General features: G+C 36.0%; 21 protein-coding genes and 2 tRNA genes. 7 read left to right on the plus strand and 16 right to left on the minus strand.

Features of this window, described 5'->3' with window-relative positions; translation table 11 throughout:
* Positions 1-53: 53 nt before the first annotated feature.
* Positions 54-126 (plus strand) — tRNA-Gly (locus AEQSU_RS08310).
* Positions 127-195: 69 nt separating this feature from the next.
* Positions 196-279 (plus strand) — tRNA-Leu (locus tag AEQSU_RS08315).
* A gap of 482 nt (positions 280-761) precedes the next feature.
* On the opposite strand, the gene AEQSU_RS08320 is transcribed toward AEQSU_RS08315, so the two are convergent.
* The 3 genes from AEQSU_RS08320 to AEQSU_RS08330 are packed head-to-tail and all read right to left on the minus strand — an operon-like array spanning position 762 to position 3,098.
* A complete protein-coding gene (locus AEQSU_RS08320; RefSeq protein WP_014782417.1) occupies positions 762-998 on the minus strand; it encodes a hypothetical protein in 237 nt (78 codons plus the stop codon).
* A 52-nt stretch (positions 999-1,050) separates the two neighbouring features.
* On the minus strand, positions 1,051-1,818 hold the full coding sequence (locus AEQSU_RS08325; protein ID WP_014782418.1) for a TIGR03915 family putative DNA repair protein: 768 nt from the start codon (positions 1,816-1,818) through the stop codon (positions 1,051-1,053).
* Complete coding sequence (locus AEQSU_RS08330) at positions 1,815-3,098, minus strand: putative DNA modification/repair radical SAM protein (RefSeq protein ID WP_014782419.1); 1,284 nt, start codon at positions 3,096-3,098, stop codon at positions 1,815-1,817. The genes AEQSU_RS08325 and AEQSU_RS08330 overlap by 4 nt, the downstream gene beginning before the upstream one ends.
* A 99-nt stretch (positions 3,099-3,197) precedes the next feature.
* On the opposite strand from AEQSU_RS08330, the gene AEQSU_RS08335 reads away from it, so the two are divergent.
* The 3 genes from AEQSU_RS08335 to AEQSU_RS08345 all read left to right on the plus strand — a co-directional run bounded on the left by AEQSU_RS08335 (position 3,198) and on the right by AEQSU_RS08345 (position 5,055).
* On the plus strand, positions 3,198-3,965 hold the full coding sequence (locus AEQSU_RS08335; protein WP_042492395.1) for a LexA family transcriptional regulator: 768 nt from the start codon (positions 3,198-3,200) through the stop codon (positions 3,963-3,965).
* Positions 3,966-4,190: 225 nt separating this feature from the next.
* Complete coding sequence (locus AEQSU_RS08340; RefSeq protein ID WP_014782421.1) at positions 4,191-4,619, plus strand: hypothetical protein; 429 nt, start codon at positions 4,191-4,193, stop codon at positions 4,617-4,619.
* 88 nt (positions 4,620-4,707) lie between these two features.
* Positions 4,708-5,055 (plus strand): hypothetical protein, encoded by a 348-nt coding sequence (locus tag AEQSU_RS08345; RefSeq protein WP_014782422.1) that lies wholly within the window; start codon positions 4,708-4,710, stop codon positions 5,053-5,055.
* Positions 5,056-5,212: 157 nt separating this feature from the next.
* Here AEQSU_RS08345 and hemL read toward each other — a convergent pair whose 3' ends face one another.
* The 12 genes from hemL to AEQSU_RS08405 all read right to left on the minus strand — a co-directional run bounded on the left by hemL (position 5,213) and on the right by AEQSU_RS08405 (position 20,216).
* Positions 5,213-6,502, minus strand: coding sequence for a glutamate-1-semialdehyde 2,1-aminomutase (hemL, locus tag AEQSU_RS08350; RefSeq protein ID WP_014782423.1), 1,290 nt, complete (start codon positions 6,500-6,502; stop codon positions 5,213-5,215).
* A 61-nt stretch (positions 6,503-6,563) separates the two neighbouring features.
* Complete coding sequence (locus AEQSU_RS08355) at positions 6,564-7,400, minus strand: glucosaminidase domain-containing protein (RefSeq protein ID WP_014782424.1); 837 nt, start codon at positions 7,398-7,400, stop codon at positions 6,564-6,566.
* 1 nt (position 7,401) lies between these two features.
* On the minus strand, positions 7,402-8,325 hold the full coding sequence (locus AEQSU_RS08360) for a 1-aminocyclopropane-1-carboxylate deaminase/D-cysteine desulfhydrase (RefSeq protein ID WP_014782425.1): 924 nt from the start codon (positions 8,323-8,325) through the stop codon (positions 7,402-7,404).
* A 69-nt stretch (positions 8,326-8,394) separates the two neighbouring features.
* Positions 8,395-8,760, minus strand: a complete 366-nt coding sequence (locus AEQSU_RS08365; protein WP_052309029.1) for a DUF6970 domain-containing protein — start codon at positions 8,758-8,760, stop codon at positions 8,395-8,397.
* Positions 8,761-8,929: 169 nt separating this feature from the next.
* On the minus strand, positions 8,930-9,637 hold the full coding sequence (locus AEQSU_RS08370; RefSeq protein WP_014782427.1) for a TapB family protein: 708 nt from the start codon (positions 9,635-9,637) through the stop codon (positions 8,930-8,932).
* Between the two features lie 57 nt (positions 9,638-9,694).
* Positions 9,695-10,225, minus strand: a complete 531-nt coding sequence (locus tag AEQSU_RS08375) for a hypothetical protein (RefSeq protein ID WP_157429261.1) — start codon at positions 10,223-10,225, stop codon at positions 9,695-9,697.
* Positions 10,226-10,440: 215 nt separating this feature from the next.
* On the minus strand, positions 10,441-12,507 hold the full coding sequence (locus tag AEQSU_RS08380; protein WP_014782429.1) for an FG-GAP repeat domain-containing protein: 2,067 nt from the start codon (positions 12,505-12,507) through the stop codon (positions 10,441-10,443).
* An 11-nt stretch (positions 12,508-12,518) separates the two neighbouring features.
* Positions 12,519-13,868, minus strand: a complete 1,350-nt coding sequence (locus AEQSU_RS08385) for an OmpA family protein (protein WP_042491812.1) — start codon at positions 13,866-13,868, stop codon at positions 12,519-12,521.
* Positions 13,869-13,872: 4 nt separating this feature from the next.
* Positions 13,873-14,022 carry a hypothetical protein gene (locus tag AEQSU_RS16780; RefSeq protein WP_169313454.1) on the minus strand — a complete coding sequence of 50 codons (150 nt, stop codon included), beginning with the start codon at positions 14,020-14,022 and terminating at the stop codon, positions 13,873-13,875.
* Between the two features lie 120 nt (positions 14,023-14,142).
* Complete coding sequence (locus AEQSU_RS16180; protein ID WP_157429262.1) at positions 14,143-16,935, minus strand: hybrid sensor histidine kinase/response regulator transcription factor; 2,793 nt, start codon at positions 16,933-16,935, stop codon at positions 14,143-14,145.
* 108 nt (positions 16,936-17,043) lie between these two features.
* The gene (locus AEQSU_RS08400; RefSeq protein ID WP_014782433.1) at positions 17,044-19,497 is read right to left on the minus strand and encodes a hypothetical protein; all 2,454 of its coding nucleotides are present in this window, start codon (positions 19,495-19,497) and stop codon (positions 17,044-17,046) included.
* Positions 19,498-19,613: 116 nt separating this feature from the next.
* Entirely contained in the window at positions 19,614-20,216 is a 603-nt protein-coding gene (locus tag AEQSU_RS08405; protein WP_014782434.1) for a ribonuclease HII, read from the minus strand.
* Positions 20,217-20,496: 280 nt separating this feature from the next.
* On the opposite strand from AEQSU_RS08405, the gene AEQSU_RS08415 reads away from it, so the two are divergent.
* Positions 20,497-22,380 (plus strand): putative porin, encoded by a 1,884-nt coding sequence (locus AEQSU_RS08415; protein ID WP_014782435.1) that lies wholly within the window; start codon positions 20,497-20,499, stop codon positions 22,378-22,380.
* A gap of 73 nt (positions 22,381-22,453) precedes the next feature.
* Here AEQSU_RS08415 and AEQSU_RS08420 read toward each other — a convergent pair whose 3' ends face one another.
* The gene (locus tag AEQSU_RS08420) at positions 22,454-23,596 is read right to left on the minus strand and encodes an acyl-CoA dehydrogenase (RefSeq protein WP_014782436.1); all 1,143 of its coding nucleotides are present in this window, start codon (positions 23,594-23,596) and stop codon (positions 22,454-22,456) included.
* Between the two features lie 212 nt (positions 23,597-23,808).
* Between AEQSU_RS08420 and AEQSU_RS08425 the strand changes: the two genes are divergently transcribed.
* Positions 23,809-24,870, plus strand: a complete 1,062-nt coding sequence (locus AEQSU_RS08425) for an anhydro-N-acetylmuramic acid kinase (RefSeq protein WP_014782437.1) — start codon at positions 23,809-23,811, stop codon at positions 24,868-24,870.
* The last annotated feature ends 42 nt before the right edge of the window (positions 24,871-24,912 follow it).

Genomic DNA, 24,912 nt, shown 5'->3' on the forward strand with positions numbered 1-24,912 from the left:
ATTTTTAAATTTGCTCCCGCTTTCAATAGGAAGCGAAGTTCTTTAATTAATTTGCGAAAATAGCTCAGTTGGTAGAGCGCCACCTTGCCAAGGTGGAGGTCGCGGGTTCGAATCCCGTTTTTCGCTCAACCTTAAATGCCGAATACAGTTCGGCATTTTTTGTTAAGCCGCAGTTGTTTTAGACAACTAATTTAAGCTCGAGTGGTGGAATTGGTAGACACGCCGGACTTAAAATCCTGTGACCATCTGGTCGTGCGGGTTCAAGTCCCGCCTCGAGTACAGAATCCCCTTTGTTGAAAGACATCGGGGATTTTTTGTTTTCAGATTATAACAACAGTATATATGTTGTATTCCAAATCTATTGATAGTTATTATACAGTTCGCTGTTTAGAATTCTATAAACGTTTTCAACCGCATTTGGATAAAATATTTTACAATTCATAATGAAGAAGGGCATCGCTGAATTTAATATTTACAAATGAATGATTTTGAGCATTGGCAAACGAACAAAATAGAAAATCACATAATATCTATGAAAAGAACTAAATAGATAGAGAACCTTAAAAAATTCACATAAATTGATTTCTCGTTAATTATATGATTTATTGCGGCTTCATCCCGATAGCTATCGGGACCCGCCTCGAGTAAAAAGGGCTTCTTCTTTATTGAAGAGACTTTTTTAGCTTATATTTTAAAATTTAACGCAAAAAAAGCCTTTCCAAATCTGGAAAGGCTTTCTATTTTTTTAGAAAATTTAATGCTTATTGACCGTCAGTAGCGTCTTCAACAGCTTCTTGAGTGTCATCAGCAGCATTCTCGATAGCGTCGCCAGTATCTTCAGCAGCATCTTCGATTGCGTCTCCTGCATTGTCCATAGCATTTTCTACATCATTAGTAGAAGTTTCAGCTGTATCATCAACTTTAACTGTAGTTTCTCTACAAGAGTAAACAGAAAATACTAAAGCAAGAGCGGCAAGTGATAAAAATATTTTTTTCATTGTTGTAATAGATTAGTGATTAATAGTGCGCAAAAGTAAACAAAAATTTGATTCAACAATTTTTTTCTGACAAATATTTCCAATACCGCTTTGGAATATGTTTAATGTGCAGCTTCATATTCTTTCGAGTGGCTATATTGCTGCTCTTAAAGTAATTATGCCAAAGTTTTTGAAAGTGAATTTCTTCTGGAGTGAAGTAAAAACTGGTCTTATTTCTATAATTTAAATCTGTAGATAGCTCTAAAACGACAGTTTCTACTTTCTGAAGGTCATAATATATTCCATAATTTCTTTTTAAATCATAAATCAACCATTTTTGATCTGCATATCTATTTTTGAAATGAGAAGCATTTAAGGGCAAAACGTCAAAATCCGGTTCAACATTTGCAAAATAGATTCCGTCTTGGGTAAGTCTGAATCTTACAAAAGCATCCATTCTATGCTTTTCTCTATTTACTTTCTTAACTATCTTCTCTAAAAGCAAAATTTTGGGATCAGAAAAATCAGTTTCAATATTTATAGTAGAAGACAGCGATTTTCTTATAATATAAAAAATTAGATTTTCAACATTTGGAATCTCACTTAAAAATGCTTTGTAGAGCTTCATTTTTCCTTGAGTAGATGTTTTTTTTGAAAGGCCTTTCCATACCCGTTTTGCTTTTGAAGTATCTGAGATAATTGCTACAGAATCGTCAAAAAAGTTTGGCTCATGAATTTTTCTTTTTTCGATGGAAATTGAAAATTGTTTACATTCATAAGCATAAAAAATACTGGAAAGCAAACCTTCAAAAGTGCCATCATATTTTAGAATTGTTTTCACGCAGATAGCATGTTATTATCGCCAAACAAATTTAATTGCTGGCTAATTGAAGCTGAGAATTTAGAAGATGAGTTAGACAATATTAATCCTTTTATCTGTGCGGAAGTCCTGTCTTTACTCTCATAACTTCTAGAATCGCAAACTATAAAATATTTTGCCCTATTTAGAGAAGCGCCGATTGCTTTCAAGTTTTCCCAGTTTAGTTTTCGATATTTACGTGCGTGCATAATTTTATAAACAGATTTGGTGCCCAAACCTGGCACTCGGAGTAGCATTCTCATATCGGCCTTATTAATGTCAATAGGAAATTGATCTAAATTGCGAAGTGCCCAACTTAATTTTGGATCTATGTCCGATTCTAGATTTGGAAACTCCTTATTTAATAACTCGCGAACATCAAAACCGTAAAAACGCAACAACCAGTCTGTTTGATAAAGCCTATTTTCTCGCAATAACGGAACTTCCGTGCCAATTGATGGAAGCCTATTATCATGACTAATGGGTACATATCCAGAATAATAAACCCTCTTTAGGTTGAAAGATTTATAGAAATAAGCAGAGGTGTACATTATTTCGGCGTCCGATTCTCCACTAGCACCAACTATCATTTGCGTGCTTTGTCCTGCTGGAGCATAGATAGGCACTTTTTTCAATAGTTTTTTTTCATTTTTATATTGAATGATTTCATTTTTAACCTTCAGCATAGGTTTTATAAAATCTTTTCTATCCTTTTCTGGTGCTAAAAGTTTTAAACCTTTTTCTGTTGGAATCTCAATATTTACAGACAGTCGGTCTGCGTAGAGTCCTGCCTCCCGCATCAATTCGTCACTGGCCCCAGGAATAGATTTAAGATGGATATACCCATTAAAATTTTCTTCCAATCGTAACTTTTTGGCAACAGCAATAAGGCGCTCCATCGTATAATCGGCATTTTTAAAGATGCCACTACTTAAAAACAATCCTTCTATATAATTTCTTCGGTAGAAATTAATAGTTAAATCTACCACTTCTTGTACTTTAAATGCCGCTCTTTTTATATCGTTGCTTTTTCGAGTTACACAATAGGCGCAGTCAAAAATACAATGATTGGTAAGTAATATTTTTAAGAGTGAAACACATCTTCCATCTTCAGTATAACTGTGGCAAATGCCCATTCCGCTACTATCGCCCAGTCCTTTATTCGTGTTTTTTCTATTACTGCCGCTAGAAGAACAGGAAACATCATATTTGGCTGCATCTGCGAGGACTTTCAGTTTTTCGTTTATTCTTTCAAAATTCATATAATTGGGAATATGACCAAAATTAGGGAAATACTCCAATATAGTAGGATATTATCCAAGATTTATTTGGATATTTTCCAAAATGAATTATATTTGTTTATGGATTCGAAACTAACTATTGAAGCACAGCGATTTAAAAAGATTCGCGAAGAACTGAGACACACTCAGCAATCATTTGCTGAACTTTTGGATATTGGAGCAACTACGGCAGATATTGAAAGAGGAAAGACCAAGATTACTGGAAAAATTGTGATGGAATTAATGTTGCAATTCAATATTAATCCGCTTTGGATTTATGGTAAAAGCTTTGAGAAGCATATAGATACTTCAAAAGGAGATGTAAGTCCGAAGATAATCACTCTTGATGCTTCGGGTAATGACAGTATTTTGCTGGTAAATCAAAAGGCCGCTGCTGGTTATCCAAACAATATTCATGATATGGGTTGGTACCAAACCTTGCCAGCTTTCAATATTCCGCTGCCAGAATTTAGAAATGCTTCCTATCGCGGTTTTCAAGTAGAAGGTGATAGCATGTTGCCCAGCATTAAGCCAAACGAATGGGTTTTGGGGCGCGCGGTGCCAAGCATCAATGAAGCTACAGATAGTAAAATATATATTGTGGTTTTAAGAGATTCGGTTTTGGTGAAAAAACTTCAAAAAGTTCCGAATAATCCCCAAGCGATTAGGCTTATTTCCTTAAATGACGAATATTTACCTATAGATGTTAAAGTGAGAGATGTTCAAGAACTTTGGCAAGTGAATAGTAAGTTGAGTTTTGGGGTTGATGAACCTTCTGAAAGTAATTTATTGCGACAACTTCAGCAATCTATGGATGAATTGAAAGGGCAAATAAGCAGTCTGAAATAAGCTGATATTAAAACCTTTCTTTTGACTTTCCTTGTGTTTAAGCTATTTCCTCGAGATTTTTGTGGGTTAACACTTTACTAATTACTGGAAATATTATTTTATTTCTAGATTTTCTTTCGAAATATTCTTTTCTCAATAGCGCTTCATTTTTTTTTAAATGAATAGTAATTAAACTTAATTACTATTCAAAAGTCATATGGTTGCTAAACTTTAAAACAACATATTATGAAAAAGGTATTGATAATTTTTATGGCATTAGCCACTTTCGCAGTGAATGCCCAAAACAAGAATTCAGAAAAAAGGGAAAATCGAAAAGAGTTAAAAGCGAATCTCACTCCTGAACAAAAAGCTGATTTAAAGACGAAAAAAATGACCTTGGCTTTAGACTTGAATACTTCACAACAACAAAAATTGAAACAGCTTATATTGAAAACGGAAAACGATAAAACTGAAACGAGGCAAAATAGAAAAGAAATGACAAGTCTTCAAAAATATGAAACAAAAAGTGCGGGATTGGACCGTCAAATCGCTTTGAAAAAGGAGATGAAAGAAATTCTGACTACAGAACAACTGACAAAATGGGAATTTCATCAAAGTCACATACGGAATAGAATGAAAGACAAAAAGGACACTGAAAGAAAAGACCGAAATTAAATTTTTCTTAAAATTTATACTTTTGGTGTGGTTATTGTTTTAGTTACTTTCAGAATAGTTACATTAGTAACCTTAAATCATTAAAACCATGAAAAACATACTGACAGTATTTGCGTTTATAGCAACAATGTTTATGGGAGTTCAAACGAGCTCTGCACAACAATTGTCTCAAGATAAAAGCAGACCAGAAGTAATAGCTAAAACCGAATCTGCTAAACTTACAGAAACATTAGGTCTAAGCGGCGACCAAGGTCGTGCTGTTTTTAGAGCTCTTGTAGCTAAAGAAGTTGGCTATCAAAAAAATGTTGATGGCAAGGACGCCAAAAGTGCTCCTGTTGCTGCTGAAAAGAAAAAATTGGACGATCAGTTAAAAGATGCAATGAAAAAAACTTTGACTGACCAACAATATGCCAAATGGCTCAAAACGAATAATTAGTGATTAATTATATTTAAATGCAGACCCTTTCTAAAGTTTTAGAAAGGGTCTTTTTTTTACTCTATTAACCACTGAGGACACAAAGGAGGCGCAAAGAACACTAAGTTTTCTTTATGAACTCTGTGAAAAAACTTCGTGCTCTCTGCCGTTTCCTTTCCTATTTAAGGGTTTTCGCAACTTTTTTACAAGCTGCAATTGTAGTATCTAAATCTTCATAACTCAAAGCATCACAAATAAACCAAGTTTCAAAAGCGCTAGGCGCAATGTAAACCCCTTCGTCTAACATTCCGTGGAAGAAGATTTTGAAGTTTTCATTGTTTGCTGCTGCCGCGGAAGTAAAATCGAAAACAGGTTCTTCAGAAAAATGTATTGAAATCATCGAACCAATACGGTTGATAGTATATTTCACGTTTTCAGAAGTTAGCGCTTCATCCAAACCTTTATGAAGGTATTCCGTCTTTTTGTTTATAGAGTTAAAGATTTCTCTGTTTTCATCCAATTCTTTCAACATTGCTAAGCCAGCAGCCATCGCCAATGGGTTTCCACTTAAAGTTCCAGCTTGATACACTGGGCCAATTGGAGCCAAATAATCCATTGTTTCTGCTTTAGCAGCAAATGCACCAACCGGTAATCCGCCGCCAATAACCTTTCCGAAAGTTACTATATCGGCCTTAACGTTGAACAATTCCTGCACGCCACCAGCGGCAAGTCTGAAACCAGTCATTACTTCATCAAAAATCAGAAGGATTTTGTTGTCGTCGCAAAGCTTTCGTAAACCTTCTAAAAAACCTTCGGTTGGCGGAATACAACCCATATTTCCTGCAACGGGTTCAAGGATTATACAGGCTATTTCGTTTTTATTTGCAGAGATCACTTCCTCCACATTTTTTAAATCGTTGAAGTTCGCCAACAATGTGTCTTTTGCAGTTCCTACTGTAACACCAGGACTGTTTGGGGTTCCAAAAGTTACTGCGCCGCTTCCTGCTTGGATTAGGAAAGAATCGCTATGACCGTGATAACAACCTGCAAATTTTATAATTTTATCCTTTCCAGTATAACCTCTTGCCAAACGTACCGCGCTCATGCAAGCTTCAGTACCACTATTTACAAAACGTATTTTTTCAATATTTGGAACCATAGCAACTGCGAGTGCTGCAATTTCTGTTTCAATTTCCGTTGGCATACCAAAGGAAGTACCTTTTTGTGCTTTCTCAATAACTGCGTTTACTACAGGTTCGTGGGCATGGCCTAAAATCATTGGTCCCCAGGAATTTATATAGTCTATAAGTTTGTTGCCATCCACATCATATATATAAGCTCCTTTTGCTTCTTCAACAAAAATTGGAGTGCCGCCAACGGCTTTAAAAGCGCGAACTGGTGAATTTACACCGCCTGGAATAACTTTTTGGGCTTCTGCGAATAGGGAACTGCTTCTTTGGTATTTCATTGTAATTTTTTTGGAATTTTATTTATGAAGCACGCGATAAATCGCGAGCCTACATAATTTTTTACTGATTTTTCACGGAATGTAGATAAAGCAATTGGCCGATAGCGATTTCATTACTCTTTAAACCGTTATAATCTTTTAAAGTTTCCACAGTAAGATTAAAACGTCTTGAAATACTGTAGAGCGTATCGCCTGCTTGCACAGAATATGTATTTATTTTAGAGTCATCAGTATTTGAAGAATTCGATTTTTTACCCAGAACTTGCTCGTCGTATGTCTCTAAATTATACCTTTCTATGATGCCAATAAGTTTTTCTGGATACCTGGGGTCGGTTGCATAACCTGCTTTCCTAAGTCCTTTTGCCCAACCTCTGTAGTCGTCTTTCTTAAGTTTAAAAAGATCTTGATAGCGACTGCGTTGTGTTAAAAATAAGGAATGATCTCTATAAGAATATTTTGGATCTTTATATTTTCTAAAACATTCCCCGCGTTCATCATCATCGTGATAAACGCTTTCACCTTCCCAACCAGTGTGACATTTTATTCCGAAGTGGTTATTCGCTTTTCTGGTAAGTTCACCCGCGCCAGCGCCACTTTCTAAAATGCCTTGAGCCAAAGTGATGCTTGCAGGAATTCCATATTGAAGCATTTCTTCCTTTGCAATATCGCTGTATTCTCTAATATAATTTGCTACGCGTTCACTATAAGAAATGTTTACAGGAACTTCTATTACTTCAGGTTCTTCGGCTTTTGTGTCTTTTTCTTTTATAGGTTGTTTCACCCTAACAACCCGTTCGGTTTTATGGTTTTTTCTGTGTTTTGTGGCAGTTTTCTTTGATTTGCAACTGCTAAAACAAATAGTACATATAAGAAGAAGGGTAAATATTCTGCCAATCATTTTATTCAATTATAGGAAGGTTTTTCTTTATCAATTTCTGGTTCATTCCTGCTATGCCTTGTAAACCGCCGGTATGAACCGCGAAAATACGGCTATTTTCTTTGAAATGCCCCTTTTTTAAAAGATCCATAATGCCATACATCATTTTGCCAGTGTAAACCGGATCTAGTGGAATATTGGTCTTTTCTTTAAACTCATTTATGAAACGTATCAAATCCGAATCTATTTTGCCATAGCCGCCAAAACAATAATTATCTGTGATTTCGAAATTGGTTTTTGAAGTATATTTTGCTATTTCCGAAGATTGAAAACTTCCTTTTAAAGCTGAAAACCCAAGAACTTGCTGGTTTTCTTTTGAAGCTTTTATCAGTCCAGCCATAGTGCCGCCTGTGCCTACGGGTACACATATATAATCGAAGGAATTGGTTTCTTCAGTTAAAATTTCTTCGCAGCCTTTTACGGCAAAGTCATTAGTGCCGCCTTCGGATAAAAGATAGAAATCGCCTAATTGTTGTTTCAAATTATTGATGAATCCAACTTCATCTTTATTTCGATAAGCTTCCCGAGAAACGAATTGCAACTCCATACCACAATCTCTAGCAAAGGAAAGGGTAGCGTTTTCTGAAACTTTATTTATTAATTCCTCACCTCGAATAATCCCGATGGTTTTGAAACCGAATTCTTTTCCGGCTGCTGCAACTGCGGCAATATGGTTTGAAAAAGCACCTCCAAAAGTGAGGAGTGTATTTTGTTTCTGCTTTCTTGCTTCAATAAGATTGTATTTCAGTTTTCTGAATTTATTACCTGAAACAAAAGGATGCAAAAGATCTTCGCGTTGTATAAATAAAGAATAACCGTGACAATAAAAAAGAGATAAATCAATTTTTACTAGTTGCGATTTTACATTTGCTGAATTGATATTCATAAGAACAAAGATATGTCCTTAAAGATTTAATTTCAGAAAAATTGAGGAAGCACTTTTAGCTTTTTTATATTATCTAAGATCTCGCCATATTACTCTAGTTGTTGCATAATTCAAAATATTACCACAGGTTCTTTTATATTTTCCATCAATACCCACTCCTTGACTACATACTATTTTGCAATTTTCATCAATTATATAATCATACTGATCACAACAGCCTGGGGGAATCACATAATATTTTTTTTCATTAACCGAATATTCTGTAACAATCGTTGGCGGATTTCTTTTTTCCCCATTTTTAATTTCTTCTATTCTTTCGGAAATGCATTGAGGAATTTGAGTTTGAATTACAACATTCTCCTTATTTTCTTCAGCAAAAATTGCGTCGGTTGCAGTTACTTTTTCAATAATCGGATTAGCTGCATCAGATTCCATTTTTTTGGACTTACAGCTAATGAGGATGACTAATATAATTAAGACACATATTTTCATAGTTTTTGTATTTAATTAGAAGAATTTCTCTCAATATTCTAACTTCCGCTTTCTTCTGTGTTTTTTTTGAAAGGTAGCTTAAAAAATTTGAGGTTATATAATTTATTTCATTTTAGCGCATAAACCCAGTAAGTTCGGTATAATGATGCAGAACTCCATCGCGATATTCCTCAGATCTTACTGTACCTATTCCTTTAGCCACCCAATGTTTACCAGTTGTTGTTTCAGCTGTGCCACCAAAAGCACCTACATCCACTATGGTATGGGTTGTAAATTCTAGCACATAACAGTTAAAAGTACCAGCGGGCGTTTCAAGTTGTTCCTCATCAATTACTGATCTTCCATAGGTTTGTGAGGAAAAGTGTAGTTCAATTCCCTTCACGTTCCCAAAAACCTCAAGAAAATAGTCAGGTAGTTCGTCCCCTACGCTTAAATTGTAAGGGATTTCAATAGACTTTTTAATTATCCTTCCATTATACTCCTTATAGAATTGTTGTAACAATGCAGGGTCTATCCATTGTGAAGGGTCTGTAAATGTAACATCTCCATCACATACAGTTTCCACTGTGGTATTATAGGTTTCATTATTACCTATAATATGTCCGCGAAGTCCGCATTGAATGGTCTTTTTCCCTCCGATTGTATTTACGCTGAGAACAGTAAGATCAACAATCGATTCTAGAGTGTTGTCTGCCTTATAACTAGAATGTTGAAATTTAGTTCCTCGTTCGGAAGGGAAAAAGATTGCTGTACAGTTTTGACCAAGTGAAACACAGCAACTAAAAAGGCCTACGATAATTGGAATCAGTATACTTTTCATTTTTATAGTCTTTAAAATTTTTAGAATAACTTATTACGCTATATTTAAAAGTGCAGTTTACAGAGGTACAATTGCGACTGGACCTCCACCAACCCGAACTGTTAGTTTGCCAATTGTGGTATTGCCGGCATAATCTGTTGCTGAAAAAACCAATTGAAATTCTTCAGTTCCAGAAGGGGTTCTTGTTTTCGGAGTGAATGTAAATGTTAATGCCCAACCATCTAGGGGGTTATTGTTATCACCTCGCCAAACTAAAGTTCTAGTATTTCTGACCGGGATTCCAGTAGTAGCTGGCATAAATGTCCACGATTCTGGTAAAGGTTCTTTAATTTCAAATATCACACTGCTAGGTATCTCCATGGTAGCCTGTTTAATGCCTCCCATATCATTAAAGCTATAAATGGCAGTGTATTCTCTATTTCTTGCTAGCTGAAGCGCATGGGTATCAAAAATGGATGGTGAATCTTCAGATTTAATAATAAAATGTGGAAGGTGTCCTACATTTTGTAGTTTAAGGGTTGGCGGTACACTGTCCCCATCTGGTATTCTTACTCCGCAACTAGAAATTGTAATTAAAAAAAACGACAATAATAAAAAAATTGATTTTTTCATGATTTCTATTCTTTAGGATTAGTAATTATTAAATTTTTATTATGTTAATAGTATTTGAGATGACGAATGTTTTTTTATAACGTTTAGTCTCTAAAATTTTGTCATTTTCGTTTGTTTTTAAATGTTTAAAAATCCAATCCATCAATTCTGTTTTTTTCGCGATGAAGAATCATTATCTGCTGTTGGTCGAATTAATTCTTTTTTTGAACTAAAATCTTAGAATTTCTTCCTGCCGCAAAATTGTCGATTTGGGCAATATTATCCTTTTTATCTAAAATCCAGCTTCCACAAAGGGTGCCGTTTGGTTTTATATTTAAAGCTGAAAATGATGAGCCAGAAATTGTTAATATGCCTATTCCCCAATCACTTGTGATTACAAAATCATCTTTTCCGTCTCCATTAAAATCACCCACCCCTTTAACTTTGTTATCTACTGTATTAAAATTCCAGTTACCAAAACGGGTTCCATTTGGTTTAGCTACGATGGAGTACAATGAACTATCTCTAAGTTCCAAAACTCCAATCCCCCAGCTACTCGTTATCAGTATTTCATCCCTATTATCATTATCAAAATCACCAATTCCTTGAATTTTGTCTTTTCCTCTATTTACGCTGGCATCATATCTCCATTGATTAAACCAAGTATCTTTAGGTTTTATCATCAAAGTTGATAAAGTGCTTCCGGTTACCGTTAGTATTCCAATACCCCAACCACTTGTGATTACAAAATCGTCTTTTCCGTCCCCATTAAAATCACCAACTCCTTTAATTTTGTTATCTGCTGAATTAAAATTCCAACTACCAAAACGAGTACCATTTGGTTTAGCTACGATGGAATACAGTGAATTATCTCTAAGTTCCAATATTCCAATCCCCCAGCTACTCGTTATTAGTATTTCATCCTTATTATCATTGTCAAAATCACCAATTCCTTGAATTATATCTTTTCCTCTATTTACGCTGGCATCATACCTCCACTGGTTAAACCAATTATCCTTAGGTTTTATCATTAATGCCGATAGAGTACTTCCATTTACAGTTAGTATTCCAATACCCCAGTTGCTTGTAATTACAAAATCGTCTTTGCCGTCTCCATTAAAATCACCCACTCCCACAATTTTATTGTCTCTGGAATTAAAGTTCCAACCGCCAAATCCTGACCCATTCGGTTGTACAACTATAGGTTTCCAAATTATTCCATTATAAGTTAAGATGCCTATTCCCCAACCACTTGTAACAATATAGTCATCAATGTTATCACCATTAAAATCACCGCTCGCTACTAAATTATCTTCAATTCCTATTCGCCATCCCCCAATCCAATCATTGACTGATTTTACAGATTCGTCTGTTAATTGGTTGTTATCAAGTTTAAGAATCCCAATACCTTTTTTTGCTGGATCATTTACACATTTGCATTCGGTCCCATTATAATGGGTTATCGTTTGAAGTTGATTGGATCCGTCGCAATCATTTAAATTACAGGCATTTCCCGATTGACCTATTATATCAGAAATACAATTTCCAATAATATAGGGCATTGTATTTACCTGAAAATTCCAAGTAGCATCTCCTGCATATCCACAATTTACTAAGGCATTTATTTGATCGTTGGCGCCATGTGTATATCCTTGTTGATGCATTACTTCGTGCCACACAATACCTGCCGCTTGCGAATAGGGCCAGGGATAGTCAGCCCATCGACAATTGTCTGTATCTGGTCTTTCCCCAGCAGCTAAATCGCAAGTTCTTTTTCCAAGTTGGTCATATACTCCTGAAAACCATCCTCCCCAAGAAAATGATTCATCGGTAAGTCTTCCATATTCACCTATACTTGAACTCGCATTTCCGCTACCTCCTGTACACTTTATATGTACATTGTTAAGACTTCTGGATATTTCAATAACTTTTTGGATTTGATCTTCTATTGAAGAATCATAGAACGGATCTCCATTACACTTACGGTATAGATTTGTAACTTTTTCCCTTACACATTCTTCAAACGCTTGTGTAGATACAGCAATTCTTCCGAACATCATTATGTCATCATTAAAAGCTTGATGTTCTGCGCTACAGTCATCTGCCGTTGTAACTTCACCTAGCAATGCCGAAGTATTGCGGCCAATCTGACTAAATACATTTGAGTTAAAAAGTAATATTATGGTGAGGATGAAAATAAACTTAATATGTTTTGTTGTTTTCATATTTTTTGATTGAGCGATTTTAACTCTTCCGTTTTTGTTAAATTTATTTTTCATGATTTTTGATTTTAAAGTTTTATAAATTCAACCCTGCGGTTTTGGGACTTTCCATTTTCTGAAGAATTATCAGCCACGGGATTTGTTTCGCCTTTACCGTCTGTTTGTATTCTTCCTATTGAAATTCCATATTGGCTAACTAAGGCTGCTCTTACAGATTTTGCGCGCTCGTCTGAAAGTTTTAGGTTGCTGTTAGAATCACCGTCTCCATCAGTATGGCCCACTATCATTATGCGCATATCGGGCACACTCTGCATTACCTCACCCACTTCTTTTAAAATAGCTTCACTCCCACTTTTGATGTATGCTGATCCTGTGTTGAAAAGAATAGCGTTTGTGGAAAATCTTCCTTTTTCGTTCAGTTCTTTTAAAACTTGGCTGCGTTCATCTGTAGTGGTTTCTGCTATTGTTACATTTGAGAGATAAAAATAGTTAGCTTGTGTTTCGATTCTTCCACTTGTTATTGCAGTGAAATATAGCGCATTGCGATATTCATCTTCAAATATCGTTGGTAAATCAACTACTTTTTTTCCTTCTAAATAAATACGTATCCGTCTTCCCTGCACTTCCATAGCCACTTTTATTGGAGTATTTAGTGGTGCCTCATAATTTGTTGAAATTTTGTTTGCGCCAAGTTTGTTGGCAGCATATCTGAATCGATCAGAATTATGAGCATATTGTTTTTCTGATGAGGAATAGATATCGAAATCAAAATTGTTAAAGCCTGAAGTTAGGTAATCTATGTTCTTCGGCTCTCTGCCAAGTCCAACTCCTGCATGCCTAATTAATGCATCAGACGGAAGAATAATCTCAAACTCGACCGTAAAGTTTTTGGGCAGCTTTTTTTTCAATTGCACGCTTACGGTGCTTTTGGCAGGAACTTTTAAATATTTACTGTTAAACCCTTTTAGTTTTTTTACTTCACCTCCCATATTGGTATTCCAATTTGCTGGAAAATCGCCAAGGGCATCCCTCTCAAAGTTATCGCTGAAAATAATACGGTTACCGCGTTTAAAACCAACTTCATTTTCACCCATTTCTTCCAGGCTAGAAGAATTTTGACTGGTAATTGTGGTGGAAGAGGAATTATCGGTATCTGAATTTCCACCAATCACATTACCACCGTTTTTTTGTTTGTTTTTGCTTTCGCGCCGCTGTTCTTTTTTGGATTTTTTAGGACCATCTATTAAAGTGTCCAATGCCCGGTCTGTGCTTTTGGAAGCTTCTCTGTCAACGCGATTTTCCACTGTACGTTCTGCCGCGCGCTCGGCTATTTTGCCCAATCTCTTACCGAATTGCGCGTTCATCATAGTTGTGCCCAAAAGGGTGGCACAGATCATAAGGGTTTTTAGTGTTTTCATACTTTTAGGTTTTAAAGGTTACTTCTTTTATTGCTTTATTGTTCAACATTATTTTTAAAGTATATAGTCCGTTTGCCAGATTATTAATGTTTAAATAGATCTGTTTTCCCGGGACAATCCCCAGATTGCCTGAATATTGTTTTATTTTTTTCATAATTGGGGAATAGGTAAGGTAAAAGTAAAGTGATGTTGAAAGGAGTACTGTGACTATTGTAACCAAAACTATGACAGATGTAACAATCCGATACTTAATGGGGTTTTTATAGCCCAAAATCTATTTTGAAAGATATTCCGAAGGTGAAGAACCAAACTCTTGTTTGAAGCATTTGGTGAAATAGGAAGGATCGTTAAAACCTACTGCATAACCAACTTCCGAAATAGATATTTTATCTACTTTCAGCAATTTTGAAGCGAGTCTTAAACGTTGCGAACGAATAAATTCGGTAGTGGTTTGGCCTGTTAGGGCTTTCAGTTTTCGATGGAGCTGCATGCGGCTAACGGCCATTTCGGCAGCAAAAGTTTCTGCGGAAAAATCGGGGTTGGTTAAATATTCATCAAGTACTTTTTGTAGTCTTTCCAAAAACTTTTCGTCTTCAGAAGAAACTGCAATATCCTTTGGCGCTAAAATAACTTCCTGCGCAAAACGCTGTTGTAACTTTCTTCGGTTTTCAATGAGATTATCAACATTTGCACGCAGTAATTGTGGATTGAAGGGCTTGGTAACGTAAGCATCTGCGCCAATGCCCATTCCTTCAAGTTTAGCGGTTACTTGGTTTTTTGCGGTGAGTAATACTACAGGAATATGTGAGGTAAGTTGGTTTTCCTTTAAATGCTTGGTTAGTTCAAAACCGTCTTCAACTGGCATCATTACATCGCTTATAACAATATCTGGAATATGTTCCAATGCTTTTTCAAAACCTTCCTTACCGTCTTTGGCAGAAAGCACAATATAAATTGTTTCAAAAATGGAGCTAACATAATCTCGAATATCTTCGTTATCGTCAACAATGAGAAGTATTGGTGCATCTTCAGGAATTACGATGCTTTTTTCGAGGTTGACTATTTCCTGAGTTGGTGAAAATTCTTCCGTTTTTGAAATCGCCGCACAAAATATTTCATTGCTTTCAAAAGCATTTTTGTTGATAGGTATTTGTACCGTAAATGTTGTTAGGCCTCCTTTTTCACTATTTACTAAAATGGTTCCGTGATGCAACTCGGTGAGTTCTTTGGTAAGTGCAAGTCCAATTCCCGCGCCGGGACTCAAAGTGGTGGATTTATAAAAACGCTCAAATATTTTCTCTCGCTCTTCAGCTTTAATGAAGTTGCCAGAGTTTTCAATTGTTATTTCATACTGGTTGTTACTTCTCGAGCCTTCAATAGTAATGGTTCCTTGTTCTGGGGTGTACTTAATAGCATTACCGATTAGGTTGTAAAATATTTTTTCTAACACGTCACGATCAAACCAATCCACAACTTCATCTTTTTCAATATGGATAGTGTAGCTAATATTTTTTTCCGAACAGCTAAACGAAAACGCTTCCGCTTGAGCCACCAAAAATTGCGGTAGATTCGTATTTTGTACTTGAAGGTTCAAGTTTTTGCTTTCCAGTTTAGAAAGTGCCAATAACTGATCTACCAAATCTTCCAGTCTTTGCGCACTTCTAAGCGCCATATTTAGATTTTTCCGTTCGTTTGGCGATAGTTTTTTAGAGGAAAGTTGATCTTCAATAGGCCCGTTAATAAGTGAAAGCGGCGTTCGGAATTCGTGCGAAATATTCGCAAAGAAGGTTGATTTTGCCTTGTCCAGTTCCTTTAATTTTCCATTCGTTTTTTGGCGCGTTCTATACTGGAAAAAAATAAACAAACTGACTATCCCGAAAAGAAGAATGCTTCCAAGAAATATCAACCGATCGTTTTTGTTTTGTTGTTCTATCAATAGTTTTTGAGATGCTAAGAGTGCAATTTGCTGTTCTTTTTTTTCACTTTGGTATTTGGTTTCTAGCTCTCGAGTGAGATCGTTGTTTTCTTTTTTAACTAAATCTCGCTTTGTTTCATAAGCTTTTTGATAGAAAATATAAGCCTTTTCAAAATTGTTCGTTTCCGCAAAACACAATGCCATACCTTCCATTAAATACATATAACGGTCGCTCAGTTTTAAATCAATTTCGTCATAAATTGTCTTGGCTTTTTCAAACTGGATCAAAGCTTTGCTACAATCATTTCTACGTTTTCTGAAATAAGTGCCATAAGCAGTAAGCATGCTTGCTAATTGCTCTGGATTGTTTTTGTTGGAAAGATATTCAATGCCTTCTTCCAGTTTTTTGCCGGCGTTATCATAATCGTCAACGGCGTAATAGTAATTCATATAAGTAAGATAGACACGCGCCATTCTTTCTACGTTGTCCTCTTTTATATAATAATTGAAGGCTAAATCCACATAACGCTTGGCCTCTGGATAGTTTTCTATTAGCCCATTCATATCTGATAGGCGCAAATAAAGGTCGTTTATTAGTTCTTCTGAATTTATTTTTTTAGCCAGTTCAAGCGCCTGCAATTGTAAATCGTGACCAATTTCCACTCCGTCGTGAGTAAAAGTGATTCGCGAAATTTCAGAACGCGCCATAACAGCTTTTACAATTGTTTCATTCAAAAAATCATATTGATTGGCTAGTGAATCGACTTTCAGAAAATACGGCTGTGCTTCACCCATATCTCTATTTTCAAAGTGAGTGCGGCCTTTCATATAATAAACAGCTGCCAAAAGAGTTGGTTTTTGGACTTTTAATGCGTTTTGTAAGGCAAGATCAAAATACTGAGATTGTTCTCCGTAATTTATGTTGTTTGTGGTATAAAACAATTCCAGAGCAGCTTTTGCGACTAATGAATCATTTTGAAGATTTTTGAAAATAGTTAGACTTTCTTTAGCTGAAGTATAAGCGCTATCCCAAACTTTTTCTTTGTTGAAGTTGTCTGCTTTTGCAAGCAATTTTAATCCACGGTCATAACTTTGAGAGGTTGCTGAAATCCCAAGGAGTAACAATTGAAGAAGAAACAGTGCTCTTTTCACTTTTTGTAGGGATAGAAAAATTAGAGCAACAAGTTAGCAAATTTGAAGGAATCAAGCCGTGTTTTTCAGCAACTGTTTTAGTAATCAGATGATTATGTAAGTCTATTTTTATAACGAATACATTAAAACATTGCCTTCGTCACCTTTCACCACAAGGTTTTTAGAGCTGTTTCCATTGCCTTCACCCAAGAAAGCGGCAGAAGTTCCATAAACTGGAAAACCATTTAGAAGATCGCCGTTCTTATTAAAGACGTACACTTTCTTTTCTTGCGTTTCTGTAATACTGATATATGTATTTCTATGCACATTGAAAAGTTGCGGTTTTGTGTAAACGCCCAAGGGTAGCTCTGCCAATTTTCCGTTGATTCGAAGCAGGTTATCGTCTAGCGTAACCTTCACATTACCGTCAATAGCAAACCAATAGTTAGTGCCGATATCTAGTTTTTGGGAAGAAATTTTTCCGTCCTGTGAAATACGTTCTTTGGTGTTTTCCTTCGTAATAACCACAAATGTATTGTCTTCTTCAGCAATTGGAATTTCAGCAAAATTGAAGTTTTTTGACACTGAAACTCTCGGTTTTCCAACACGGCTTAGAATGTTTAATTTTCCGCTTTCCTCGGCAATCACAATATAGTCCTTATTGCCCATCCGTATGTGAACTGGAGATTGCACAATTTTGCTTTTCGCTTTTTCAAAACCGAAACCTTTCACAGTTTTTCCAGCTTTGTCATACATCAGCACCTCTTTGCCTTGCACAATGATAAATCGATAGTTACCATTGTTATCATAGTCAAAAACCGAAAGTGGTTGCGTAACATTGTCTTTAAATTTTACAGGAAATCCTTTTGCTTCCTTCCCGTTTCGGTCTAAAATATAGAACGCATCCTTGGTCGCAAACGCCAAGTTTTTGTTGCCGGAGATGTTTACCGCTTCAATAGCTCCTAAAATGGGGGAATCTAGATTTTTAGACCAAAGAGTTTTTCCGCTTTCCGTAATAAAATAGAGTTTGTTGGTAACGTCTTGAACAACCACATTACTACCATTATTTTGGTTGTTGAAAATTTGTGGATTGCCCAAAATAGCATTATCCAATTTTAAATTGAATTTTTCTGAAACAGTCCCTGAAACACTCTTTGCAACCGCACCAGCTTCTTTACAGCTCAATGTTACGTGTGCAAAATTCCGGTCATAACTAAACTGTAAAACTGCCAAAGGAAATTCATCAAAAGAAATTTTATCAATCTCTGCGCTACTTTTCACATTAAAAAATCCTGAGATTGCTTCGGAAAATTCGCCTTTCATTTTGAAAATCAATAGGGAAGAAGCAGAGCTTAAATCTGTTGCGGTATTTTTAAAATAGGAAGTACTTTTTAGCGTATTATTGTTTTGAAAATCACTGATTATTTGCTGTGCGGTGATTTCACTTTCGGTAAAAACAAAGAAGTTTTCTAATTGAAAAACATAATTTTCATTTTTAGAAGTAATAAAAGGGGAAAAGGTTTTTTGAAATAGTTGTGGTTCGCTAAAGCTCTTAATATCAATTTCTCGAAAAGAATTTTTCACAGAAACATAGCGCGCCAAAGCGTCCGCGGTTAAAGCGGCATCAATGCTTTTAAGAAATACGGCGGATCCAACTTTTAGCTGAATGGAACCAACCTCGCTCACCGAGCCAAAAATTCCTGTGGTTTGAACAGCCTCTTTTTCGCCACGAAATTTTCGAAGGTTTTTTTGAAATTTTTCAGCATCGTTGAACGTAAAACTCACAGCGCCCAAAGCATCCGTCGGCACCAAAGCAGAAGCATCATTTTGTTGCGGTACTTGATCTTCAAAAACGTTCAGTAATTGCGGAATACTATCAGTGGCAAGAGTGATTCCTGATGCTACGAATGATTCAGGCGTTATTGCAATATCCATCGCACTCCACGAAGTGAAAGCCGCTTTTGTGGAATCGTTTAATGCAACTTTATTTCCGCGAATTAAGGCCGTAAATTCATTTGAAGATGGCAGATTGAAAACTTTTTTGAAGGTTTCATTGCGCTCCGTTTTCCTATTTAAAATATCCAGTAAAATTTGTTGTGAAGACGAGACCACAAACGTACTATCAATAATTGCTGAATATGCTATTTCTTTATCAATCGTGATTCTTTGGAAGGATTGCTCGTCCAGTGTCAACGTTTCGATCGTTTTGTTTTTGAGAGAATCTAGTTGAAAAAGATTCTTGGTTTGCTTTGAAATATAAGTATAAGCCGAAACAGAATCGTTCACTTTATTAATACATAAAAGGCTTTGCGAGGTGGGATGCAGATTTTTTAGCAAGGCCGCTTTTTCAGTAAAAAAGGAATAAGGCAAGGTTTTTTCAAATTTTGAAAGCAGGGAATTGTTTTGAATATCTGCCTGCAAGTTTTCAAAATTCGAAATCTTAAAAACCACGGAAGTGTTCTCTGGAACAAAATCCATCAAAGTTCCCGTTTTTGGAGGTGTGTTGTCACAACTTCCAAAAATTCCCAAAAGTATTGGGATGAAAAGTAAAAACGCTAGTTGCTTGCCAAAAATTTTTCCCATAATACAAAAGTAGCAAGGAATAGTGAAGGTTTTGTAGTTAGTTGAAATAGTTTATTGACGGGTTTTCAACAGTCCCCCTCCGCCTTCGGCACCTTCCCTTGAAAAAGGGGGAGGAACTATTTTATAGATTCAATTATATGGTCTGGTAAAAGTTTAAAACTTTTCCTATGAAAATCGCAAGCTCCGTAATTTCTAATGGCTTCGCGATGCGTCTTGGTAGGATATCCTTTGTTCTGTTTCCAGTTGTACTGCGGATATTTTTCGTGAAGCGCGGTCATATATTCATCGCGATACGTTTTTGCCAAAATGGAGGCTGCGGCAATGTGCAAGTATTTTCCATCGCCTTTTACCACACATTCAAAAGGTGTTTTTCCGAAAGGCTTAAAACGGTTACCGTCAACAGCAATAAATTCTGGCGCGCAGGAAAGGCCTTCTATAGCGCGGTGCATTCCTAAAATTGAAGCATTTAGAATGTTTATTTTGTCAATTTCTTTCATCATCACATGAACCACTTTATAACAAATAGCTTCTCGTTCGATAATATCTTTCAGTTCCATTCGTTTTTTCTCTGAAAGTTGTTTGCTGTCCGTTAAAAAAGGATGTTTAAAATCGTTGGGAAGAATTACTGCTGCAGCCGTTACGGGACCAGCCAAGCATCCACGACCAGCTTCGTCTGTGCCACATTCAAGGAGATGTTTATTGATTTTAAGTTTTAGCATATTGGTTCAAAATTCCTAAAAATTAAAACATTCGTCAAATAAAGAAGCACCAAATATTTAAAATTCCAAATGTAAAAAAAGCAAATTCTAAATAAAAAGTAAAATCGAATTCCAATAGCTATCGGGATAAAAAAACGAACCTTTGTCAAAAAGCTCTCTTTTGAAGTTTTGATTTTTTCATTTGTGAAATTTATTTGGAATGTGGAGCTTGTTATTTGGAATTTCTTCCTATTCTCTTTCAACCAAAAAAAATATACCTTTGCCCGAAAGTTTCCTATAGATGAAAAAAACACTTTTGCTACTTATTATTTTGATCACTTCGGCAACGGTGTTTTCGCAAAGTTCTCCTATAAAAAAGGAAAAACCGCCAATTGATTATTACAAAATCATTTCCACTGCGCGTGATACTACGTTTGTGGATACTACGCTTTCCATCAAAAAGAAATATAAATTCAATTATTTAAGAAGTGATAATTTTGAACTGCTTCAGTTTTCAAATGTAGGGCAGGCGTATAATTCATTGGCATATTCCTTTGATCGGTTGAATTTGAAACCGCTTTTTGCAGCGCAAGCGCATCATTTCAATTATAAAGAAATAGAAGATGTAAATTATTTCAACGTCCCGACACCTTTTAGCGATTTGTATTTTAAAACGGCTTACAACCAAGGACAGCAATTGGATGCTTTTTTTACGGTGAATACTTCGCCACAATTCAACTTTTCCGTTGGTTATAAAGGCGTTCGCTCGTTGGGGAAATACCAACATATTTTAACGAGTACAGGAAATTTTCTGTTTACTTCAAATTATCACACAAAAAGCAAACGCTACGTAGCTCGTATGCACGTTGCGGCGCAGGATGTTTTTAATCAAGAAAATGGTGGATTAACGCCAACTTCATTGCAATTTTTTATCAACGACAACCCTGAGTTTAGCGACCGTGGAAGGTTGGATGTAAATTTTGAAAATGCCGAAAATAAGTTAGAAGGATTACGATTCTATGGCGATCATTATTATGAATTGCTCAGCCAGCGCGACAGTACCGGATATTCGGTGCTTACCATTGGAAATGTTTTGAGTTATGAGGATAAATACTATAAATATTTTCAATCTGCTCCGTATGAACCTTATGGCCCTTCGTATGAATCTTCAAACCTAGATACGAAGACGAAACTGGAAGATTTCAACGCAAAAGCGTATGCAGATTTCGACAATTCTCTAATCGGAAAAATTACTGCTTGGACGGGATATACTAATTTTAATTATGGTTACAATTCAGTTTTAATTCTTGATGACGAGCGAATCGTTAATAGAATCAAAGGAAACATAATTGAAGCTGGAGCGGCCTATGAAAAGGAATACCGTGGTTTTAAACTTTCAGGAAAAGGCGCAATAAACGTAGCTGGTGATTTTGATGGAAATTATCTACAAGGCGCAGCTTCCTATAATTTGAATAAAGATTATAATGCGAAAGCGTCAATAACAGTCCATTCCGTAGCGCCAAATTTCAACTTTTTGTTGAATCAAAGCGATTATCAAAATTACAACTGGGAGAACGAACTGAACAACGTAAAAACCCAAGAACTGAAGTTTGAAATCAATACCAAAAAGTTCGGAAATGCTTCCGTGAGCTATACAGGAATTGATGATTACACTTATTTTGGAATAAAAACGAACGACAGCACACCGTCGCCATTGCAAGCTTCCGAGAGGGTAGATTATCTCAAAATAAAAGCTGAAAAAGAATTTAACTTCGGCGTTTTCGCTTTGGATAATACCGTAATGTATCAACAGGTTTTGAGCGGTGAAGGCGTTTTCAATGTGCCGCAGATTATCACTCGAAATTCACTTTATTATCAAGACCACTTGTTTAAGCGCGCACTTTTCATGCAAACAGGTGTTACTTTTAAGTATTTTACAAAATACAATATGAACGGCTATGATCCTGTTTTAGCAGAGTTTTATGTTCAGAATGACCAAGAATTGGGTGGTTTTCCGTTAGTAGATATTTTCCTTAATGCGAAAATTAGACAAACGCGTATTTTCTTTGTTTATGAAAATTTCACGACGCTCTTCGGAGGAAAGAAAGAACATTTTGCAGCGCCAGGATATCCTTATAAAGATGCTGTTTTGCGCTTTGGATTGGTTTGGAATTTCTTCTTATAAAAAATAACCCTTCCAGCGTTTTGAATGCTGGAAGGGTGAAATAGTCTTAATTCTTATTGTCTTATCTCTAAACTTAATCTCTCAAAAGTCCTCTAGAAATCACAATCTTCTGTATTTCTGAAGTGCCTTCATAAATCTGTGTAATCTTCGCGTCGCGCATCATACGTTCCACGTGATATTCTTTTACAAAACCATTTCCGCCGTGAACTTGAACTGCTTCTACTGAAACATCCATTGCTGTTTGTGAGGCGAAAAGTTTTGCCATAGCGCCGCTCATATCATAATCATTGCCTTGGTCTTTGTCCCAAGCAGCTTTCATTACCAAATGACGCGCCGCGGTAATTGAAGTGTGCATATCTGCCAATTTAAAGGCGATAGCTTGATGGTTGCAAATTTCAGTTCCAAAAGCCTTTCGTACTTTTGAATATTCACGAGCCAAATCATAAGCGCCAGCTGCAATTCCCAAAGCCTGGGCTGCAATCCCGATACGTCCTCCAGCTAAAGTTTTCATAGCGAATGAAAATCCAAAACCATCTTCGCCAATACGGTTTTCCTTTGGAACTCTTACGTCGTTAAATATCAAGGAATGTGTGTCGCTTCCACGGATACCAAGTTTATCTTCTTTTGGGCCGATTTCAAAACCTTCCCAACCTTTTTCAACTATAAAAGCGTTGATGCCTTTGTGTTTTTTCTCTTTATGGGTTTGCGCAATTACCAAATAATAATCTGCGGTTCCACCGTTGGTAATCCAGTTTTTGGTACCGTTAATTATATAATGATCGCCGTCTTCAATTGCGGTAGTTTTTTGTGAAGTAGCGTCACTACCAGCTTCTGGTTCGCTTAAACAGAATGCGCCAAGTTTTTCGCCAGTCGCTAATTTTGTAAGATATTTTTGTTTTTGATCTTCGGAGCCATATTTTTCAAGTCCGTAACACACTAGAGAGTTGTTAACAGAAACGATTACAGAGCACGAAGCATCAATTTTGCTCAATTCCTCCATCACTAAAACGTAGCTCATCGTATCCATTCCGCCACCGCCGTATTTTGGATCCACCATCATTCCCAGAAAACCGAGCTCCCCCATTTTCTTTACTTGTTCGGCAGGAAATTTTTGAAGATTGTCACGTTCTATAACGCCCGGAAGCAATTCGGTACGTGCAAAATCGCGAGCGGCGTCGCGAATCATCATTTGTTCTTCGGATAGACTGAAATCCATAGGCTTTATTTTTGAAAAAATTCTTGATTAAAGAATTGCAAATGTACTTTAAAAATAAAGCAAATCCCAAATCTCAAATTCCAAATAGCAAAAAGTACAGATTTTGGATTTTATCTTTTGAATTTTGAATTTTATTTGGAATTTGGAGTTTGTTATTTGGAATTTATTTAAAATTTGATTGGTATCTTTAAATTTCAAATATTCACTAAACCTTGAAAAAAGAAACATATCATATTATTGGTGTAATGAGTGGCACCTCTCTGGATGGAATTGATTTGGCAGAAATCATTTTCAATTATTCCGAAGAAAAATGGAGTTTTGAAATCCTCGCTGCTGAAACCGTTTCATATTCTTCGTTTTGGAAAGACGAGCTTCGCGAAGCCGTCAATTGTTCCGAAGAAAAGCTGGAACGACTCGATTTTAAATACACCGAAAAGCTTTCAGAAGAAATTATAAAATTCATTAGAAAACACAACATACGAGAAATTGACGCTGTTTGTAGTCACGGGCATACCATTTTGCATCGACCCGAAAAGGGGTTGACCTATCAAATTGGAAATCTTCCACGCATTTCAAAAATGCTTGGCAAAACTGTAGTTTGCGATTTTAGAGTGCAAGATGTTGAACTTGGCGGACAAGGCGCGCCATTAGTGCCGATAGGAGATAAGCTACTTTTCCCTGAATATGATTATTGTTTAAATCTCGGAGGTTTTGCAAATTGTTCATTCGAAAAAAATGATAAACGCATCGCTTTCGATATTTGTCCTGCGAATATCGTTTTAAATAAATACGCCGAAAAACTTGGGAATGATTTTGATGAAGGAGGAAAGATTGCAGCTTCAGGAAAAGTTGATAATAATTTGCTTCAGAAGTTAAACGAGCTTTCATTCTACAATGAAAATTCACCGAAATCCTTAGGTTTAGAATGGGTTAAAGAAAACATTTTTCCACTTTTGGAGACTTCGGAAATTTCTTCCGAAGATATTTTGAGAACTTTTACGGAGCATATTGCATTTCAACTTGCCAATCAGTTTTCAAAAGATTCTTCAGTTTTAATAACAGGCGGAGGCGCATATAATTCTTTTTTGATTGAAAGATTGAAAGATTTGGCTTCAATTGAAGTGGTTATTCCTTTCGCAGAAATTGTTGAATACAAAGAAGCTTTGATTTTTGGGCTTTTAGGTGTCTTAAAATTGAGAGATGAGGTGAATTGTTTGTCCAGTGTTACTGGAGCTTCAAAGGATCATTCTTCGGGGAAAATATTCTCTCCATAATTTTTATTCAAAATAAATATAAAGCCTTGACAAGTTTTTTAT

This window comes from Aequorivita sublithincola DSM 14238 (assembly GCF_000265385.1).
GTDB lineage: Bacteria > Bacteroidota > Bacteroidia > Flavobacteriales > Flavobacteriaceae > Aequorivita > Aequorivita sublithincola.

Bases quoted from the DNA above. Each gene is read 5' to 3' on its own strand.
- AEQSU_RS08335 (WP_042492395.1), top strand. From the start codon at position 3,198: ATGGATTCGAAACTAACTATTGAAGCACAGCGATTTAAAAAGATTCGC.
- AEQSU_RS08400 (WP_014782433.1), bottom strand. From the start codon at position 19,497: ATGGGAAAAATTTTTGGCAAGCAACTAGCGTTTTTACTTTTCATCCCA.
- AEQSU_RS08355 (WP_014782424.1), bottom strand. From the start codon at position 7,400: ATGATTGGCAGAATATTTACCCTTCTTCTTATATGTACTATTTGTTTT.
- AEQSU_RS08360 (WP_014782425.1), bottom strand. From the start codon at position 8,325: ATGAATATCAATTCAGCAAATGTAAAATCGCAACTAGTAAAAATTGAT.
- AEQSU_RS08340 (WP_014782421.1), top strand. From the start codon at position 4,191: ATGAAAAAGGTATTGATAATTTTTATGGCATTAGCCACTTTCGCAGTG.
- AEQSU_RS08345 (WP_014782422.1), top strand. From the start codon at position 4,708: ATGAAAAACATACTGACAGTATTTGCGTTTATAGCAACAATGTTTATG.
- AEQSU_RS08385 (WP_042491812.1), bottom strand. From the start codon at position 13,868: ATGAAAACACTAAAAACCCTTATGATCTGTGCCACCCTTTTGGGCACA.
- AEQSU_RS08320 (WP_014782417.1), bottom strand. From the start codon at position 998: ATGAAAAAAATATTTTTATCACTTGCCGCTCTTGCTTTAGTATTTTCT.
- AEQSU_RS08405 (WP_014782434.1), bottom strand. From the start codon at position 20,216: ATGCTAAAACTTAAAATCAATAAACATCTCCTTGAATGTGGCACAGAC.
- hemL (WP_014782423.1), bottom strand. From the start codon at position 6,502: ATGAAATACCAAAGAAGCAGTTCCCTATTCGCAGAAGCCCAAAAAGTT.
- AEQSU_RS08380 (WP_014782429.1), bottom strand. From the start codon at position 12,507: ATGAAAAATAAATTTAACAAAAACGGAAGAGTTAAAATCGCTCAATCA.
- AEQSU_RS16780 (WP_169313454.1), bottom strand. From the start codon at position 14,022: ATGAAAAAAATAAAACAATATTCAGGCAATCTGGGGATTGTCCCGGGA.
- AEQSU_RS08365 (WP_052309029.1), bottom strand. From the start codon at position 8,760: ATGGAATCTGATGCAGCTAATCCGATTATTGAAAAAGTAACTGCAACC.
- AEQSU_RS08415 (WP_014782435.1), top strand. From the start codon at position 20,497: ATGAAAAAAACACTTTTGCTACTTATTATTTTGATCACTTCGGCAACG.
- AEQSU_RS08330 (WP_014782419.1), bottom strand. From the start codon at position 3,098: ATGAATTTTGAAAGAATAAACGAAAAACTGAAAGTCCTCGCAGATGCA.
- AEQSU_RS08370 (WP_014782427.1), bottom strand. From the start codon at position 9,637: ATGAAAAGTATACTGATTCCAATTATCGTAGGCCTTTTTAGTTGCTGT.
- AEQSU_RS08420 (WP_014782436.1), bottom strand. From the start codon at position 23,596: ATGGATTTCAGTCTATCCGAAGAACAAATGATGATTCGCGACGCCGCT.